A 16,279-nucleotide genomic window follows, 5' to 3' on the forward strand; every position below is an offset into this window, starting at 1 on the left:
GCATCTGGTGCGCACCAGATGCAAGCCCCTTCGCGGATTCCCCGCTCGGCGGCCCCCTTGGTGCGCTTCCATGGGACTGCGCGAGAGCGCGCGCCGGTAGCCAACTGGGCTTCACCGCAAGGTGGTTAAGTCGGCTGTTAACCCATGACGACCTGCGGCTTTGTGCGGCATGCTGGAGAGCCACTGCTCGGCCGACCGCTCAGGGGCGGATGACATGGCGAACGGATTGCGGGCCGCGCGAGCGGCGCGGGGGATGTCTCAGGAGCGGCTCGTACGCTCGATCGAGGCGTACGCCAGGCAGAAGCGGATCGAGGTCGCGAGCGTCAGCAGCCTGCGTACGTACGTCTCCGAGTGGGAGAACGACAAGCGCCGGATCAATGACCACTACGCGGCCGCCCTGCGCGCGATCCTCGGCACGACGGACAGCGAACTCCGAGGTCAAGAAGTCGCCCCGCGCCCGCCGGACGCACGGGCGGACGGGTACGACGAGCTGCTGAACCGCATCGACTCAGCGCGGAACGTCAGCGAGTCGATGGTGCAGACGTTCATGGACCAGACCGAACTCCTGCGGACCATGGACCGTCAGATGGGCGCCGCGAGCATCGTCGACCAGATGACGAACCACCTGGGCACGCTTCAGGAAGCGCTCACCTTCGCGGTGCTGCCCGACACTCGGCGCCCGGTGGCCGCCGCGCTGACGGGAGCGTCGACCCTGGCCGCCTGGCAGGCGCTGGACGGCGGGTACGTCGAACGCGCCTGGCGGAACTACGAGTTGGCGAAGTACGCGGCGAAGGAAGCGGACGCGCCGATGTTCCTCGCTCACGCCATGGGCGAGCAGGCGTACGTGCTGGGGGAGGCGGGGAGGCCGGACGACGCCGTGGCCCTCGTGCGGCACGCACAGGAGGCGGGAGGTCAGCGGCTGTCGCCGAGGCTTCAGGCATGGCTGCACGCCGCTGAAGCCGAACTGTGCGCGAAGGCCGGCATGCCGGACGACTGCCACCGCGCGATGGACAACGCGCTCGCCTGCCTCCCCGCCGGAGAGCTGGCACGGGACGACGACATGCCGAGCGTCTTCCTGAACCAGGGCCACCTGATCCGGTGGCGCGGCAACGCGCTCGCCCTACTCGGGGACGACGGCGCCGTGAGCGACCTCTACGAAGCTCTCGACGCCGTCGACCCCAGCTTCATCCGTGCGCAGGCGGGACTGCGATGCGACCTGGCGCAAGCACACCTGGTGCGGGACGAGCACGACCAGGCCGTGGAACACCTGCGTGAGGCCCGGCTCTTGGCGAAGCGCACCGGGTCAGTGCGACACCAACGCCGTATCGACCTGCTTACTCAGCAGCCGTGAAACGGCCGCGGTTGGCGAGGATGTGGAGCAGGGCGACGAGCGTGCCCGACCCCATGAGGTCGCCCCGCTTCATCAGGCCCCGGACATCGGCGAGGGGGACCCACTCGATGTGGCCGGCCTCCTCGCGGTCCGTCGGCTCACCGATGCGCTTGGCACCCCTGGCCACGTAGATCTCGTGCGGCGAGTCGACCATGCCCACCATGGGCTGGAAGGTGACCACGTGCTCCAACGACTCGGGCCGCCAGCCGGTCTCTTCCTCGACCTCACGGCGAGCGGCCTCCGCCGAGTCCTCACCGGCGTCCACGATGCCGCCCGGCAGCTCCCAGCCCCACGCCTGCGGGACGAACCGGTACCGCCAGAGCATCAACACCCGGTCCTGATCGTCCAGAACCGCTGTGATCACGACATGCTGAAGCCGCACGACGTGGTGCTCGAAGCGCTCAACGCCGGGAGGCTCGACGTCCACGAGGTCGGTGGCCATCCACTTGTTGTCGTAGATCCTGCGCTCGCCGTGGATGGTCCACGGCTCCAGCCCCTCCGGCGTCGGCGTGCTCACGCCGCCGGCCACACGGTACGAGCTGCGGTCGTAGACCTCGATGTACCCCTCCGACACGAGACGAGCCAGGACCTGACGCAAGGCCGTGCGCCGCACGGGCAGCAGGTCTTCGAGCTTCCGCTCACTCGGCAGCTTCTCGCCGGGCTCGTACTCCCCTGACTCGATCCACCTGCGGATCTCCTTGTACGCGGCCGTCGAGTTCGGACCCATCCTCGGAGCACTCTCCACTCTCATCAGCTGATGCTCATCAGCGTAATCGCGTGGTTCAACCTGACACAGCGCCATGGTGATACCCCTCCCGTGACGTAAGCGCAGGCATGCGAGACCGAAAGCATCCGGCCGTATCCGACCATTCACCCTCGGACACGTCTATGCCTGGACAAGACTGATCTGGTGATTGCTCAAGTGCCTCTTCATGGCCTTCTTCGCGGTGCATGCACAGCCGCCCTCGTTGCGGCCCTTACGGTGTCGGCAACCGCCTGCAGCAAGCTCCAGACTCAGAGTCCAGAAGGGCACTCTGAGAGGCTGGAGAAGGCCGCCGGCGTCTCAGACTTCAAGATCACCACCTCCCGTGACCTGTGGGACCACACTCGGGACAGCCCTCGCAGCGGTAAGCCGATCGCCGACCTGAGCAAGGCGAAGGTAACCCGCTCCAAAGAGAGCAAATACTTGGTCGACGTCCACCTCACTGGCACGCAGCTCGTGCAGTACCTACGGGATCTCGACCACCAAGCGCACCGCGGCGAGTGGGGCGGCAACAGTGACCCGATCGCGGTTCGCACGTATGACGCGCTGGCACCTGTAGTCGACTCCATCAAGAAGGGGGAGCGACCGAAGGCGGTGCCCACTGTCGTCATCGACGACAGCCCGGCCTCACCCTCGTCTGCCCCTGCGGGTCCCGACTCAGCATCGTGAGCGGAGACACCTCAGCTGGGTCAGGCAGTCGAACACGTCTGACATCAATGCCGACATCAACGTCCACGACCAACAGCGTTCGACCGCATACGGACGAGGCTCCCGGCTCCGGACGCACCGGTGTACGGCAAGGCCCTCAGGCCGCCTGAAAAGCGGAAGGTCGCCGGTTCGACCCCGGCCCCAGCCACCGCAGCAAGAAGCCCCACCAGGTCCGCCCGGTGGGGCTTCTTCGTGTGTGCGGGCCCAACTCCGTGCTCCGAAGGCGGAGTTCGGGGCGTCAGGTGGCCGCCGCCGCGTGGCCGGGGGGCTTCGGGTCGCGGCCGCCCGGGTGGCGGTGGCGCCAGAGCCAGAAGACGGTGCAGGAGAGGACGGACCAGGCGGCGAGCACCAGGTACGGCTGGACGTGCAGGTTGCCGGGGAAGTAGACGGCGGTGTGCTGGGCGTTGACGGAGGCGCCCGGCGGGAGCCAGCGGCCGATGGTGCCGAAGATCGACGGCAGCAGCGGCCAGGAGACGGCGCCGCCCGAGGACGGGTTGCCGATCAGCACCATCACGCCCCAGGTGGGGATCATCGCCCAGCGCCCGAAGAGGGTGTTGAACATCGTGAAGACCATGCCCGAGGTGAACATGGTCAGCGCGAGGAGCATCCAGGAGTGGACGAAGGGAAGTTGGACGGCGTCCAGCAGCCAGTCCACCACCGCGGCGATGACGAAGCCGCCGAGCAGCGCGTACGCGGCGGTGAAGGCGATCCGCTCGGGCGGGTTGAGGGCGCGGGCGTGCACGCTGAGCTGGATGGCGCCGACGAAGCCGATGATGACGGCGGCGAGGGAGATGTAGAAGATCGCGAGCCCGCGCGGATCGCCCTCGTCGAGCGGCTTGAGGTCGCGTACCGAGACCTGGACGCCGACGGCCTTGCCGACCTTCGGTCCGGCCTGCTGGAGCAGTTGGGCCACGGAGGCTCCGGAGGCGCTCGCCACGTCGAGTTCGACGCGTCCGGCCTCGCGCACCCGCAGCACCGCGAAGGACCGCTGTGCCTCGACGGCCTCCTCGGCCTCCGGGTAGCTGTCGTAGCGGTGGAGTTCGAGGGAGGAGCCGAGGGCCTTCTCCATGCCCTGGATGAACTTCGCGGCCTCCGGCGGGTCCTGGGCGGGGCCGACGACCGCGGTGGGGATGCGGCGCGGGGCCGGGTCGGCCATGGCGTAGGTGTACGAGCCGGCGAAGAGCCCGGCGGCCGCCGCCAGGATCATCACGAGCACGGACGCGGGGAAGAAGGGCGAGTGCTTGAAGGCGTGCCACTTCTCCCCCGCGCCGCGCGGCCGCGCGTGCGCGCCGTGCCCGCCGGAGTCGTCGGGACGCTCGGGCTGGTCGCTCATGCGACGCAGCCTAGAGTCCGTCAATTCCGATGAGCGGCGTTTACCGGCGGGGCCGGGGTGTGTTCCTCCGGCTTCACTCGGCCTGTCGCGCCGCCCCCTCGCGTACCGGAGCGACGTCGTCCGCCGGCTCCTCGGTGCTCCCGTCCGCCGGGGCGTCCTGCTCCGCCTCGTCCGCCGTCTGCTTGCGGCGGCGGGCCCACATGCCGAGGGCGACGGCGCCCGCGACGGCCGCGAGGACGGCGAGCAGGACGGAGTCCGGGACCTTCTCGCTGAGGCCGCCGGCCCAGGTCTCGACGGTGAACGCGGTGTCCACGTCGAGGAGTCCGGGCAGCGCGGCCGTCCCGTCGAAGACCAGGAAGATCACGCCGAGCAGGATGAAGAAGGCGCCGGAGAGCAGCGAGGTGGTGTGCAGCCGCAACCGGCCGAGGGTGAGCGGCTTGCCGCGCAGCCAGCGGCGCCGGCCGAGGTCGAAGCGGTCCCACAGCAGCGCCAGCAGGAACAGCGGTACGGCCATGCCCAGCGCGTACACGGCCAGCAGCATCCCGCCGTAGACCGCGCTGCCACTGACGGCCGCCACGGTCAGCACGCTGCCGAGGATCGGGCCCGCGCAGAATCCGGCCAGGCCGTAGACGGCGCCGAGCGCGTAGACGGACAGCGTCGAGGTCGGCTTGATCTTGCCGGACATCTCGGTCAGCTTCTTCGGCGCGAAGCCCATGCCGAGGATCTGCGCCACCCCGAGCGCGATGATCGTCCAGCCGCCGATCAGGACGATGAGGTCACGGTTGCCGTAGAACAGCTTTCCGGCGAAGGAACCGGCCGCGCCCAGCGGGACGAGGGTCGTCGCCAGGCCCAGGTAGAAGACTCCGGTCCGGGCGATGAGGCGGCCGGTGGAGTCGATGGAGTACGCGAAGAAGGCGGGCAGCAGCAGGGCGCTGCACGGGCTGAGCAGGGCGAGCAGCCCCGCCAGGAATGCCGCGAAGTAGCCGATGTCGCTCACTTGCCGGACCCCTTCTCCTTCTTCTCGGCCGCGGCGGCCGCGCGGTCGATGGCGTCGGTGAAGACCTGGTCGGGCTGGGCGCCCGCGATCGGCTCACCGTTGATCAGGAAGGCGGGGGTGCTGCTGGCGCCGAGCGAGTACGCCTCGTTCTGGTCGCGGCCGACGGCCTTCTTGGCGGCCGAGCTCGCCCGGTCGCGGTCGAAGCGCTTCAGGTCGGAGACGCCGGCCTCCTCGGCGTACCCCTTCAGCTGCTCGTCGGTGAAGCCCTTTTCCTTGGCGCCCTTGTCGGCGTACGCGGCCTCGTGGAACTGCCAGAAGCGGTCCTGCTCACCGGCGGCCCACGCGGCCAGCGCCGCGCGCTCGGAGCCCTTGCCGAAGATCGGGAAGTTCCGCCACTCGATGCGCAGCACGCCCTTGTCGACGTAGCGCTCGACGAGTTCGGGCTCGGTGTCCCGGGCGAACTTGCCGCAGAACGAGCAGCCGAAGTCGGCGTACTCGATCATCACGACCGGGGCGTCCTTGTCGCCGATCGCCAGCGCGTCGTCGGCGTCGCGGCGGGCGAGGGACTGGAGGGCCTCGGAGCCGCCGCCGTCCTGCGGGTCCTGCTCGACGGTGGCGTTCTCGTTCTGCGAGCTCTGGCCGGAGCCGGCCTGGTCGCCGGAGCCGCCGTTGTTCTGCGTGAGCCAGCCGGCGAGCAGCGCGGCGACGGCCACGAAGACGCCGAGGACGATCTTCCAGCGCGAGGAGCCGCCGGACGGGGGGCGCTTCGCCGACGGGGACGAGGACTTCTGGGTGATCTTCGATGGCTTGGACGGGGAATTGCTCATGACAGGTCTCCTGACGAAGGAACGGGCGGCCGGCCGTCGCCTGCGGAACGGCGGCCGGCGCCGGAAAGTACGGGTGAGAACGGGTGCGGTGCGGGCGTCCCGTGCCGGGTCAGGCCCCCGCGCCCCGGACGGGGCAGGCGGCCTCGCCCGCGAGCCGGCGGACGGTCGCGATCGCGAGCAGCACCACCGAGGCCACGGCCAGCAGCGGTTGCAGCGGCTGCCACAGCGTCAGCGCGCCCGAGGTGCCGAGCAGCAACAGCACGAGCTTGTTGCACACCGGGCAGCCCACGGCGAAGAACGTCAGCACGCCGCCGACGGCCCCGAGCCGCCCGGGCCGCCGGTCCTCCGCCGCCGGATCGTCCGGACCGGCCACCTCGTCGGGGCCGCCCCGGCGCACGTACGTGGCCAGCAGCGCGCCGCCGAGGACGGCGGTGAGGACGAGCACCGGGTAGTTCCACCACTGGGTGGGGACGGCGCGGGTGAACAGCGGGTTGGGGATCACGGCCGTGGGCAGCCCGACGGCCAGCGCGCACAGCACGGCGCCCGCGAACGCGACGGCCCAGCGCACCGGCGGCCAGTTCACCGGCGCACGGGCGGCGAGCCGCACCGACCCCGCCCAGGCGCGCGGGGAGAGAAGGGCACGGGCGGACGGACGGGCCCCGGCACCGGCCGGGGAACGGGAAGTGTCGGGAGGACTGGCTGAGGGAGGGGGCCGAAGCCGCATACGGAACCTCTTCTGTCCGGGCACGGAACGAGTCGCTGCCGGGAGAAGCGCGTACGGGCCGGCGAGGGCCGGGACCTGCGGGGTCGCGCCCGGGGCCGGGCAGGGGCCGGGGCCGGGGCCGGGCAGGGGTACGCGCGCTCCGGGCGCGGCTACACCCGCAGGACGGAGAGGCTGACGGGGCTGGGCGGTGGTATCGGCGTCGGCCCGCGCACGGGTGGTGTGGCGTGGGCGTCGCTGGACGCGTCCTGCGAGGCGGGGGCCTGGCAGGTAAGCGTCAGCTGCCAGGCGTCGGCCGCGGCCGCGCGCGGGGCGGGCATCGGCCCGTCCTTGTCCTTGGACTTGTGGCAGCTCGGCTCCGAGCCGGGGCTGTCGTCCCATACGCCGTCGCCGGAGAAAGCGGCGGCCGAGAGCGACGGGGCGCCCGGCGCCTTCCCGCCGTCCACATGCTTCGCATGTGTGAACAGCAGAGCGCAGACCGCGGCCAGCACGGCCACGGAAGCGGCGACGACGGCGGTGCGCCGTTGCCCTGCGCGGCTGCTGATCATGGGGGTCCGTTCTGCTGCTCGTCGGCTGTCCGGGCTTCTCGCTCTCCGGCTCGTCCGGTCGGTCCGGTCCGGGACGGTCCGTCGCCGGAGTCCGCGCCACCTGACGATGCTGCGGCTCGCGCCGGAGTCTAGTCAACGTGTCCCGGAAGCCGACGGTTCCTCCCGGTGGCCCGCCCCGCGTTCGGGCCTCGTCCCGGGCCCCCGGGCGGCAAATGGTTCGCCAGCCGATTCGGGGAGGTGAGATCCTGGGCCAGGTATGTCAACTTCCACGCCCCTCTCCGTCGAAGCCCTGCGCGAACGCCTGCCCCGGCTGATGCTGGTCGACCAGCACCGGCTGGGCCGTCGCATCGAGGGCGCCCGGAAGATCCGCAAGCCGTCCGCCCGGGAGGCGGTGCTCGCGGAGCTGTCGGGTGCCATGGACGAGTCCGAGCTGCGGGCGGAGTCCCGGCGCGCCTCCGTGCCGGAGATCACGTATCCCGAGCAGCTCCCCGTCAGCCAGAAGAAGGACGAGATCCTGCGCGCGGTGCGAGACCACCAGGTCGTGATCGTCGCGGGCGAGACGGGCTCGGGCAAGACGACGCAGATCCCGAAGATCTGCATGGAGCTGGGGCGCGGCGTCCTCGGCCGGATCGGGCACACGCAGCCGCGCCGGATCGCGGCGCGTACGGTCGCCGAACGGGTCGCCGAGGAGCTGAAGTCGCCGCTGGGCGAGACGGTGGGCTGGAAGGTCCGCTTCACGGACCAGGTCGGCGAGCACACCCTCGTGAAGCTGATGACGGACGGCATCCTGCTGGCCGAGATCCAGCAGGACCGCGATCTGCGCCAGTACGACACCCTCATCATCGACGAGGCGCACGAGCGCAGCCTCAACATCGACTTCCTGCTCGGCTATCTCGCCCAACTCCTGCCCCGCCGCCCGGACCTGAAGCTGGTCATCACCTCGGCGACGATCGACCCGGAACGCTTCGCCCGCCACTTCGGCAGCTTCGCCACGGTCGGCGGCGACGGCGGCGAGCCCGCGGCCGAGGACGGCGACGCCCGCCCGAGCGCCCCCATCGTCGAGGTCTCGGGGCGTACCTATCCGGTGGAGGTGCGGTACCGGCCGCTGCTGGAGGAGGACTCGGAAGAGAAAGATCGCGATCAGATCACCGCGATCTGCGACGCGGTGGACGAGCTGCGGGCCGAGGGCCCCGGTGACGTCCTCGTCTTCCTCTCCGGCGAACGGGAGATCCGGGACACGGCGGACGCGCTGGAGAAACGGCTGCGCGGCAAGGGCGCCGTCGCGGCCGACACGGAGATCCTGCCGCTGTACGCGCGGCTGTCGCACGCCGAGCAGCACCGCGTCTTCCAGAAGCACTCGCGCCGCCGCGTCGTCCTCGCGACGAATGTGGCCGAGACCTCGCTGACCGTCCCCGGCATCAAGTACGTCATCGACCCGGGCACGGCCCGCATTTCCCGCTACAGCCACCGCACCAAGGTGCAGCGGCTGCCGATCGAGCCGGTCAGCCAGGCGAGCGCGAATCAGCGCAAGGGCCGCTGCGGGCGTACCTCGGACGGCATCTGCATCCGGCTGTACTCGGAGGAGGACTTCCTCTCCCGCCCGGAATTCACCGACCCGGAGATCCTCCGTACGAATCTGGCCTCCGTGATTCTGCAGATGACGGCGGCCGGGCTCGGGGACATCGAGAAGTTCCCGTTCATCGACGCCCCCGACCACCGCAGCATCAAGGCCGGAATCCAGCTGCTGGAAGAGCTGCACGCGCTCGACAGCAAGCAGAAGGACCCGAAGAAACGGCTGACGGGAACGGGCCGGAAACTGGCCCAGCTGCCCGTCGACCCGCGGCTGGCCCGCATGGTGCTGGAGGCCGAGCGGAACGGCGTGGCCCGCGAGGTCATGGTGATCGTGGCCGCGCTGTCGATCCAGGACCCGCGCGAGCGCCCGGCGGACAAGCAGCAGCAGGCGGACCAGCAGCACGCCAGATTCAAGGACGAGAGCGGCGATTTCCTCGCCTTTCTCCATCTGTGGCGTTATGTGCGCGAGCAGCAGAAGGCGCGTTCCTCATCCGCCTTCCGGCGCATGTGCAAGTCGGAATTCCTCAACTATCTCCGGATACGCGAGTGGCAGGACATCTACGTACAGCTCCGCCAGGTCGCCAAGAGCATGGGCATCACGCTCACCGAGGATTCCGGTGACGAGATCCCGGCGGACGCGGTGCACCAGTCGCTGCTGGCCGGTCTGCTCTCGCACGTCGGCCTGAAGGAAGGCGACAAGAACGAGTATCTGGGCGCGCGCAGCGCGAAGTTCGCGGTGTTCCCCGGCTCGGCGCTGTTCAAGAAGCAGCCGCGCTGGATCATGTCGGCCGAGCTGGTGGAGACCTCCCGGCTGTGGGCCCGGGTCAACGCGAAGGTCGAGCCCGAGTGGATCGAGCCGCTGGCCGAGCACCTGGTGAAACGCACCTACAGCGAGCCGCACTGGGAGCAGAAGCAGGCCGCGGTCATGGCGTACGAGCGGGTCACGCTGTACGGCGTACCGCTCGTCGCGCAGCGCAAGGTGAATTTCGGCCGGATCGACCCGGAGACCTCGCGGGACCTGTTCCTCCGGAACGCCCTGGTCGAGGGCGACTGGCGGACGCACCACCAGTTCTTCTCGGACAACCGCAAACTCCTCGGCGAGGTCGAGGAGTTGGAGCACCGGGCCCGTCGCCGCGACATCCTCGTGGACGACGAGACGCTGTACGACTTCTACGACCAGCGCGTCCCCGAACACGTCGTCTCCGGCGCGCACTTCGACTCGTGGTGGAAGAAGAAGCGCCGCGAGGACCCGGACCTGCTGAACTTCGAGAAGTCCATGCTCATCAACGAGCGTGCGGAGACGGTCAGCGAGTCCGACTACCCGGACCTGTGGCGGCAGGGCGGCCTGACCTTCAAGGTCACGTACCAGTTCGAGCCGGGCTCGGACGCGGACGGCGTCACCGTGCACATCCCGCTGCACGTCCTCAACCAGGTCACCCCCGGCGGCACCGACGGGGAGCACGGCGCCGGTTTCGACTGGCAGATCCCGGGCCTGCGCGAGCAGTTGGTGACGGAGCTGATCCGCTCCCTGCCGAAGCCGGTACGCCGGCACTGCGTCCCCGCGCCGAACTACGCCTCCCGCTTCCTCGCCTCGGCCACCCCCTCGCAGGAGCCGCTGACGACGGCGCTGGCCCGCGAGCTGAAGCGGATGACCGGCGCTCCGGTCGCGGCGGAGGACTTCGATCCGGACCGCGTCCCGGACCACCTGAAGATCACGTTCCGGGTGACCGACGAACGGCAGCGCAAGCTCGCCGAGTCCAAGGACCTGGAGTCCCTCCAGCTGAAGCTGCGGGACAAGACGCAGGCCGCGATCGCCCGCGCCTTCGACTCCTCCACCCAGGCCAAGGCCCGCAAGGCCGCCAAGGGCAAGGGCAAGAGCGCGCCCGACACCCCGGCCCCCGCCCCCGCCGAGGGCGCCGGCGCACCGGCCGAGCTCCCGCTCTCCCAGCGCAAGGGCCTCACCACCTGGACGATCGGCACCCTCCCGCGCACCTTCGAGACCCGCCGCGCGGGCCAGCCCGTCAAGGCGTACCCGGCGCTGGTGGACGACGGCGACAGAGTCTCCGTACGGCTCCTGGACACCGAGGCCGAGCAGCAGCAGACGATGCGGCTGGGCACCCGGCGGCTGATCCTGCTCAACATCCCCTCGGATCCGGCCAAGTTCGCGCAGTCCAAGCTGTCGAACCAGCAGAAGCTCGCCCTCTCCCGCTCCCCGCACGGCAGCGTCCAGGCCCTGTTCGAGGACTGCGTGACGGCCGCGGCCGACCGGCTCATCGCCGCGCACGGCGGCCCCGCCTGGGACGAGGAGTCCTTCCGCAAGCTCTTCGACTCGGTACGGGCCGACCTGGTCGACGCCACCCTCCGCACCGTCCAGCAGGTCCAGGAGGTCCTGGCCGCCTGGCACTCCTGCGAGCAGCGGCTGCGGAGCGTCAAGAGCCCGGTGCTGCTGCCCTCGCTGACGGACGTGAAGGAGCAGCTCGCGGCGCTGATCTGCCCCGGCTTCGTCACCCTGCACGGCGCGCGCCGGCTGCCGGACCTGCTGCGCTATCTGATCGCCGCCGACCGCCGCCTCCAGCAGCTGCCCACCAACGCGGAGCGGGACCGGACGCGGATGGCGAAGGTCCGGGAGATGCAGGACGAGTACCTGTGGCTGCTGGAGCAGTTCCCGCAGGGGCGTCCGGTGCCGCAGGCGGCGCGGGAGATCCGGTGGATGGTCGAGGAGCTGCGCGTCAGCTACTTCGCGCACGCGCTGGGCACCGCGTATCCCGTCTCCGACAAGCGGATCATGAAGGCCGTGGACGCGGCGGCGCCGTGATCCGGACCGGTCCCGCCGGGCCGCACGGGTGTCACGAGACGGTCGCGCTGCGTGAGTTCGCGTCCACGGGCTGACCTGCTGTAGAGTCTCGTCTCGCGCCCAACGAACCGGGCGCGGCACCACGAGGTCCTGTGGAGCAGTTTGGAGTGCTCGCCACCCTGTCAAGGTGGAGGCCGCGGGTTCAAATCCCGTCAGGACCGCACATGTTGAAGAGCCCGTCCCGCAAGGGGCGGGCTCTTCTGCTGTTCCCACCCTCTCCCCGGCCACCCCTTCGGGCCTCAACTCCCCTGCGTACGCGGCCCGTTCGGGCCTCGGCACCCACAGAACCCCGCACACGGCCCTGAGACGCCCGTACGGCCGCCCGCACGCGGAAGCGGTGCTTCCGCCCGCCGCGGGGCGCGCAGACGCCCGCCTCCGCCCGTACGCGCGCTCCTCCGCACTCGCGCACGCGCCTTGACGTCCACCGGCGGCGGGGGTACCCCTGCGGGAGGAGGTGGGGCTCCGATGAAGGCGAGCGAGACACCGCACCCGCGGCACGAGACCCGGGCACTGCTGCGCGCCCATCTGGCCGCGGCCACGCGCTACCGGCACTCGACCCGCCACTGCCCGGTCTGCCACCGCCTGCTGCGGCTCGCCCTGGCCGCACCACCGCCGCCGGCCACGGACCCACGACGGGACCGCTGAGGCGGAGCCGAGGGTTCACTCCCCCTCGGGACGCCCGTGCGGCGGGAGTGTCCCCGAAAAGGACGAAGGTCCCCCGGCGAAGTGACCAAAGCCGCCCCCGGCCGGGGTCGTTGAGTGACAGGCTGGGCGAGGCGGCGACGGCGCCATCGGACCGGAATCCCCTCTACCGCAGCTATCGAGCGGCGCTCAAGGGAAACCCGCTGTGACGGTCGTCACCGAAGTTCGCCCGGAAACCGGGGAACTTACGGGCTCCCTACAGGCTGTCAATTTAATATGTGCAATTGCACTGTCCCCGAAGGGCTCCGCCGGCCCCTCCCGGGACGACGGGGCGCCGACCCTCCCGGATCGCCCGAGAGCCCCTCACGGTTCCCCCAAGTCCCCCTGGAGAGCCGTCAGTCGACGTCTGAGCGCCGCGCCGGACCCCCTGGAACCCGAAACCCGCCGGTAGGCCCCGGAGGGCCTCACGGACGCGGAGGCGCGGGCACAAAAAAGATCGCGCCGGACCCGGCGGAGTCCGGCGCGATCACACGACCAAGCACTGCTGGGGACAGCGACCTGACGTCTGGTGCCAATGCGGCGATTGCGGAGTGGGGGCCCCGAAAACGCCTGGTTATGCGGTTATTTCGCCTGATCAAGCCTCGGTGCGCTGCTGCGGGATGCCCGCCAGCAGTGCACGCACCTCTGCCTCGCGGTAGCGGCGGTGTCCTCCGAGCGTGCGGATGGACGTGAGCTTGCCCGCCTTTGCCCAGCGCGTGACCGTCTTGGGGTCCACACGGAACATCGTGGCGACCTCAGCCGGGGTCAGCAGCGGCTCGGCATCAGGGGTGCGAGCGGTCATGAGCGGCCTCCTCGGGAGAACCGAACCATCACGGTTCTTTCCTCTAAATTCTGCACCTTGACCCGCGTTGCCCGAAATGGTGCACGCGGGCCGAGTCGGTTATAGGACGAACGGCTTGTCCTCGGCACTACAACTACACCATCTGTCCAGCCGCGTCGGCCAAACCGATGGAATTGCCCTCTCAGGTGTTCAACCTCGACGGAAGCCGATGGACCGTGCCATAGCGGACAGTCACACCACCGTGACGATCAGTCACAACGTGACCAGGCGCCATGAGACCCAACAAGGAACGCAATACCGATCTATCCGACCTTAGTTGGACGGAAGGAGCCCATCGTGAGCTCCTTGTCCTATTTTGACACGAGGGACAGGTCTGAGAGCAAGGCCCCGGTACGTGCTGTCCGTCACCCTTGAGCGGTTCGAACCGGTTCGGGACTTCTGTCCCATCCCGGTCGTGACCGCGCCCAACCAGCCGCTCCGTGCCCGGACATGTCCGGCCGCGTTCAGTTCGCGAACTGGAGGTGCCGCACCGCGCGCCAGCGGTCCGTGAGCCGCTCGTACACCACGCCGGCCCGGTCCGAGTCCCCCTCGCGCAGCGCCGCGATGCCCTCCGCCGCGTCCGCGGCGGAATGGTCCTCGGCGAGCTGCTCCTCGGGGATCACGTGCACGAGACCGCCGTAGTCCAGTTCGACGAGTGAACGCGGGTGGAACTCCTCGAGCCAGCGCCCCACGTCTACCAGGCCATCGACGAGCGGCCCCTCCTCCAGCTCCTCGCGGAGCACCTTCAGGCCACGGGCGAGACGGCGTCGCGCCTGCACCATGGGCGTCCGGTAGCGGAGGACGAACTGCTGTCCGCTCTTCTCACCCGATTCGGGCTTCGCAAACTCTTTCTCTTCGTCGGAGAAGAGAACGAACCACCGAACCGGTACATGCCAGACCGCCGTACGGATCCAGGGCCGCGCGTCCGGGTTCCGCTCCAGCCACCGCTCGTAGTCCGCCACCGCCTGCCGCCGCACGACCGGCGGCAGCGCCGCGTCCAGCACCGGAAGCGGAAGCTCCAGCTCGCGGTTGCCCGCGGCGTGCGTGAGCGCCGCCAGCGCCTTCCAGCCGCGCAGCCGCGTCCGCCACGGGCACACGCACGTGACGCCGTCCACCTCGGCCACGAACGCCTCCGCGCTCTCCCGCTCGGGCACCACCACCGGCGGCGTGGCCACCAAGTCCGTGATGGAGCGCCGCAGTTCGTCCTGCGCACAGGGGAAGCTCGCGCGCTTCGCGTACTCCACCCAGTGCGAGCGCTCGGGCTCGGGGAAGGCGGCCAGGGGCTCGTACACCCGCAGATACGCCGTGTACGGGACGGTGAACGCCGCCTGCTGACCCACGCACTGCCTCCAAGTTCGATGCGCCGGGGGCGCCCGGACGAGACCCCCGGGGGACAGTTGACTACCCCCGATCGTGGCACCGCAACGATGAGGCAGCCCGGCGGACGGCGGGCGGCCATAGGCTCGTGACCATTCGCGGGGCGCGTGCTGATAATGCTCTCCACCGGCCGTAACCGGCCGTGTACACCACGGCCCACTCCGGCCGCGTCCCGCCACAAGCGGGGAGGGCGGAGCGGGCGTCCACCGCGACTTCAGGAGTCACCACAGTGACCGAGGTACGTACCACCGCCGCCGCAACGGGCGGCGCCAGTGACACGGGTGTTCTGCGGACCCTCTTCCACGACACCGAGCAGGGCGGCCACGAACAGGTCGTGCTCTGCCAGGACCGCCCGAGTGGGCTGAAAGCAGTGATCGCCGTCCACTCCACGGCCCTCGGCCCGGCCCTGGGCGGCACCCGGTTCCACTCCTACGCCGAGGCCGCCGACCCCGAGCGCGCCGCCGTGCTCGACGCGATGAACCTCGCCCGCGGCATGTCCTACAAGAACGCCCTCGCCGGCCTCGACCACGGCGGCGGCAAGGCCGTCATCATCGGCGACCCCGCCACGGTCAAGACCGAGGAACTGCTCCTCGCCTACGGCCGCTTCGTCGCCTCCCTCGGCGGCCGGTACGTCACGGCCTGCGACGTCGGCACCTACGTCCAGGACATGGACGTCGTCGCCCGCGAGTGCCGCTGGACGACGGGCCGCTCCCCCGCGAACGGCGGCGCGGGCGACTCCTCGGTACTGACCGCGCTCGGCGTCTTCCAGGGGATGCGCGCCGCGGCGAAGCGCCTGTGGGGCGAGCCGAGCCTGCGCGGCCGGAAGGTGGGCATCGCCGGCGTCGGCAAGGTCGGCCACCACCTCGTCGAACACCTGCTGCGGGACGGCGCCGAGCTCCTCGTCACCGATGTGCGCCCGGAAGCGGTGGCGCGCGTACGGGAGGCGCACCCCGAGGTGACCGCCGTCTCCGGCACCGATGCGCTGATCCGGCAAGAAGGGCTTGATCTTTACGCTCCCTGCGCCCTCGGCGGCGCCCTCGACGACGAGACCGTGCCCGTGCTGACCGCCCGGGCCGTCGTCGGCGCGGCCAACAACCAGCTGGCCCACCCGGGGATCGAGAAGGACCTCGCCGACCGCGGCATCCTCTACGCCCCCGACTACGTCGTGAACGCGGGCGGAGTCATCCAGGTCGCGGACGAGCTCCACGGCTTCGACTTCGCACGTGCCAATGCAAAGGCGGAAAAGATCTACGACACCACGCTCGCCATCTTCGAACGCGCGGCCACCGACGGCGTCCCGCCGGCCGCCGCCGCCGACCGGATCGCCGAAGCACGCATGGCGGGCCGCGACCAGGGGTAGCGATCGCGCGCGGGTCGTCGCGCCGGTAGCCGTCGACGGACGGCCCCGGTCTGCCGGCGGCCCCCGCCGCACCCGGGAAGGGAGAGGGCGAGAGTCTTCTCACGACCCCTCGGCGGGTCGGTCCGGAACAGGACGGTAAAATCACCGCTGACCAGCGAAGCAAGGGTCAGCAAACAGACGGCTGGGCTGCCGTGTCGTGCGGGCGACGTACCGTACGGCCGCGGAAGCAGGTACCGTTGAAGTCCTACGGACCGGTCTGCCTACTCGGGAGACCGCTCTGAATCATGAACGCGTGTCAAGACTCTGG

At 70.3% G+C, this 16,279-nt stretch carries 13 protein-coding genes and 2 tRNA genes; 7 read left to right on the forward strand and 8 right to left on the reverse strand.

Translation table 11 applies throughout. The features are described 5' to 3' along the window. Nucleotides 1–253 precede the first annotated feature (253 nt). On the forward strand, nt 254–1,351 hold the full coding sequence (locus HCC30_RS14615; protein ID WP_240979598.1) for an XRE family transcriptional regulator: 1,098 nt from the start codon (nt 254–256) through the stop codon (nt 1,349–1,351). Here HCC30_RS14615 and HCC30_RS14620 read toward each other — a convergent pair. Further along, entirely contained in the window at nt 1,335–2,117 is a 783-nt protein-coding gene (locus tag HCC30_RS14620; RefSeq protein WP_169442949.1) for an NUDIX domain-containing protein, read from the reverse strand. The two genes, HCC30_RS14615 and HCC30_RS14620, sit on opposite strands and share 17 nt — an antisense overlap. A 183-nt stretch (nt 2,118–2,300) precedes the next feature. Between HCC30_RS14620 and HCC30_RS14625 the strand changes: the two genes are divergently transcribed. Together HCC30_RS14625 and HCC30_RS14630 are read left to right on the forward strand one after the other, a co-directional pair. Continuing rightward, on the forward strand, nt 2,301–2,822 hold the full coding sequence (locus tag HCC30_RS14625) for a hypothetical protein (protein WP_169442950.1): 522 nt from the start codon (nt 2,301–2,303) through the stop codon (nt 2,820–2,822). Nucleotides 2,823–2,948: 126 nt separating this feature from the next. Then, nucleotides 2,949–3,009 (forward strand) — tRNA-Ser (locus HCC30_RS14630). Between the two features lie 90 nt (nt 3,010–3,099). Here the strand turns inward: HCC30_RS14630 and HCC30_RS14635 are convergent. From HCC30_RS14635 to HCC30_RS14655, 5 genes are all read right to left on the reverse strand, one after another. Continuing rightward, a complete protein-coding gene (locus tag HCC30_RS14635) occupies nt 3,100–4,194 on the reverse strand; it encodes a DUF3533 domain-containing protein (protein ID WP_169442951.1) in 1,095 nt (364 codons plus the stop codon). 73 nt (nt 4,195–4,267) lie between these two features. Beyond that, nucleotides 4,268–5,191 carry a cytochrome c biogenesis CcdA family protein gene (locus tag HCC30_RS14640; RefSeq protein WP_169442952.1) on the reverse strand — a complete coding sequence of 308 codons (924 nt, stop codon included), beginning with the start codon at nt 5,189–5,191 and terminating at the stop codon, nt 4,268–4,270. After that, entirely contained in the window at nt 5,188–6,018 is an 831-nt protein-coding gene (locus tag HCC30_RS14645) for a thioredoxin domain-containing protein (RefSeq protein WP_169442953.1), read from the reverse strand. Before HCC30_RS14645 ends, HCC30_RS14640 begins: the two co-directional genes overlap by 4 nt. Nucleotides 6,019–6,127: 109 nt before the next feature. Next, entirely contained in the window at nt 6,128–6,601 is a 474-nt protein-coding gene (locus HCC30_RS14650) for a hypothetical protein (protein WP_346776634.1), read from the reverse strand. Nucleotides 6,602–6,891: 290 nt separating this feature from the next. Then, the gene (locus HCC30_RS14655; protein ID WP_169442955.1) at nt 6,892–7,287 is read right to left on the reverse strand and encodes a hypothetical protein; all 396 of its coding nucleotides are present in this window, start codon (nt 7,285–7,287) and stop codon (nt 6,892–6,894) included. A 256-nt stretch (nt 7,288–7,543) separates the two neighbouring features. On the opposite strand from HCC30_RS14655, the gene hrpA reads away from it, so the two are divergent. The 3 genes from hrpA (at nt 7,544) to HCC30_RS14670 (ending at nt 12,358) form a co-directional block, all read left to right on the forward strand. Next, on the forward strand, nt 7,544–11,674 hold the full coding sequence (gene hrpA / locus HCC30_RS14660; RefSeq protein WP_169442956.1) for an ATP-dependent RNA helicase HrpA: 4,131 nt from the start codon (nt 7,544–7,546) through the stop codon (nt 11,672–11,674). Between the two features lie 125 nt (nt 11,675–11,799). After that, nucleotides 11,800–11,874: transfer RNA gene (locus tag HCC30_RS14665), tRNA-Asp, on the forward strand. A 304-nt stretch (nt 11,875–12,178) separates the two neighbouring features. Next, nucleotides 12,179–12,358 (forward strand): DUF6274 family protein, encoded by a 180-nt coding sequence (locus HCC30_RS14670; RefSeq protein WP_169442957.1) that lies wholly within the window; start codon nt 12,179–12,181, stop codon nt 12,356–12,358. Between the two features lie 631 nt (nt 12,359–12,989). On the opposite strand, the gene bldC is transcribed toward HCC30_RS14670, so the two are convergent. Next, nucleotides 12,990–13,196, reverse strand: a complete 207-nt coding sequence (gene bldC / locus HCC30_RS14675) for a developmental transcriptional regulator BldC (protein WP_033321412.1) — start codon at nt 13,194–13,196, stop codon at nt 12,990–12,992. A 503-nt stretch (nt 13,197–13,699) separates the two neighbouring features. Next, on the reverse strand, nt 13,700–14,575 hold the full coding sequence (locus HCC30_RS14680) for a hypothetical protein (RefSeq protein ID WP_169442958.1): 876 nt from the start codon (nt 14,573–14,575) through the stop codon (nt 13,700–13,702). Nucleotides 14,576–14,841: 266 nt separating this feature from the next. On the opposite strand from HCC30_RS14680, the gene HCC30_RS14685 reads away from it, so the two are divergent. Further along, nucleotides 14,842–15,972 (forward strand): Glu/Leu/Phe/Val dehydrogenase, encoded by a 1,131-nt coding sequence (locus tag HCC30_RS14685; RefSeq protein ID WP_169442959.1) that lies wholly within the window; start codon nt 14,842–14,844, stop codon nt 15,970–15,972. Nucleotides 15,973–16,279: the final 307 nt, after the last annotated feature.

The sequence above is a fragment of the Streptomyces sp. HNM0574 genome (genome assembly GCF_012726235.1).
Taxonomy (GTDB): Bacteria; Actinomycetota; Actinomycetes; order Streptomycetales; family Streptomycetaceae; genus Streptomyces.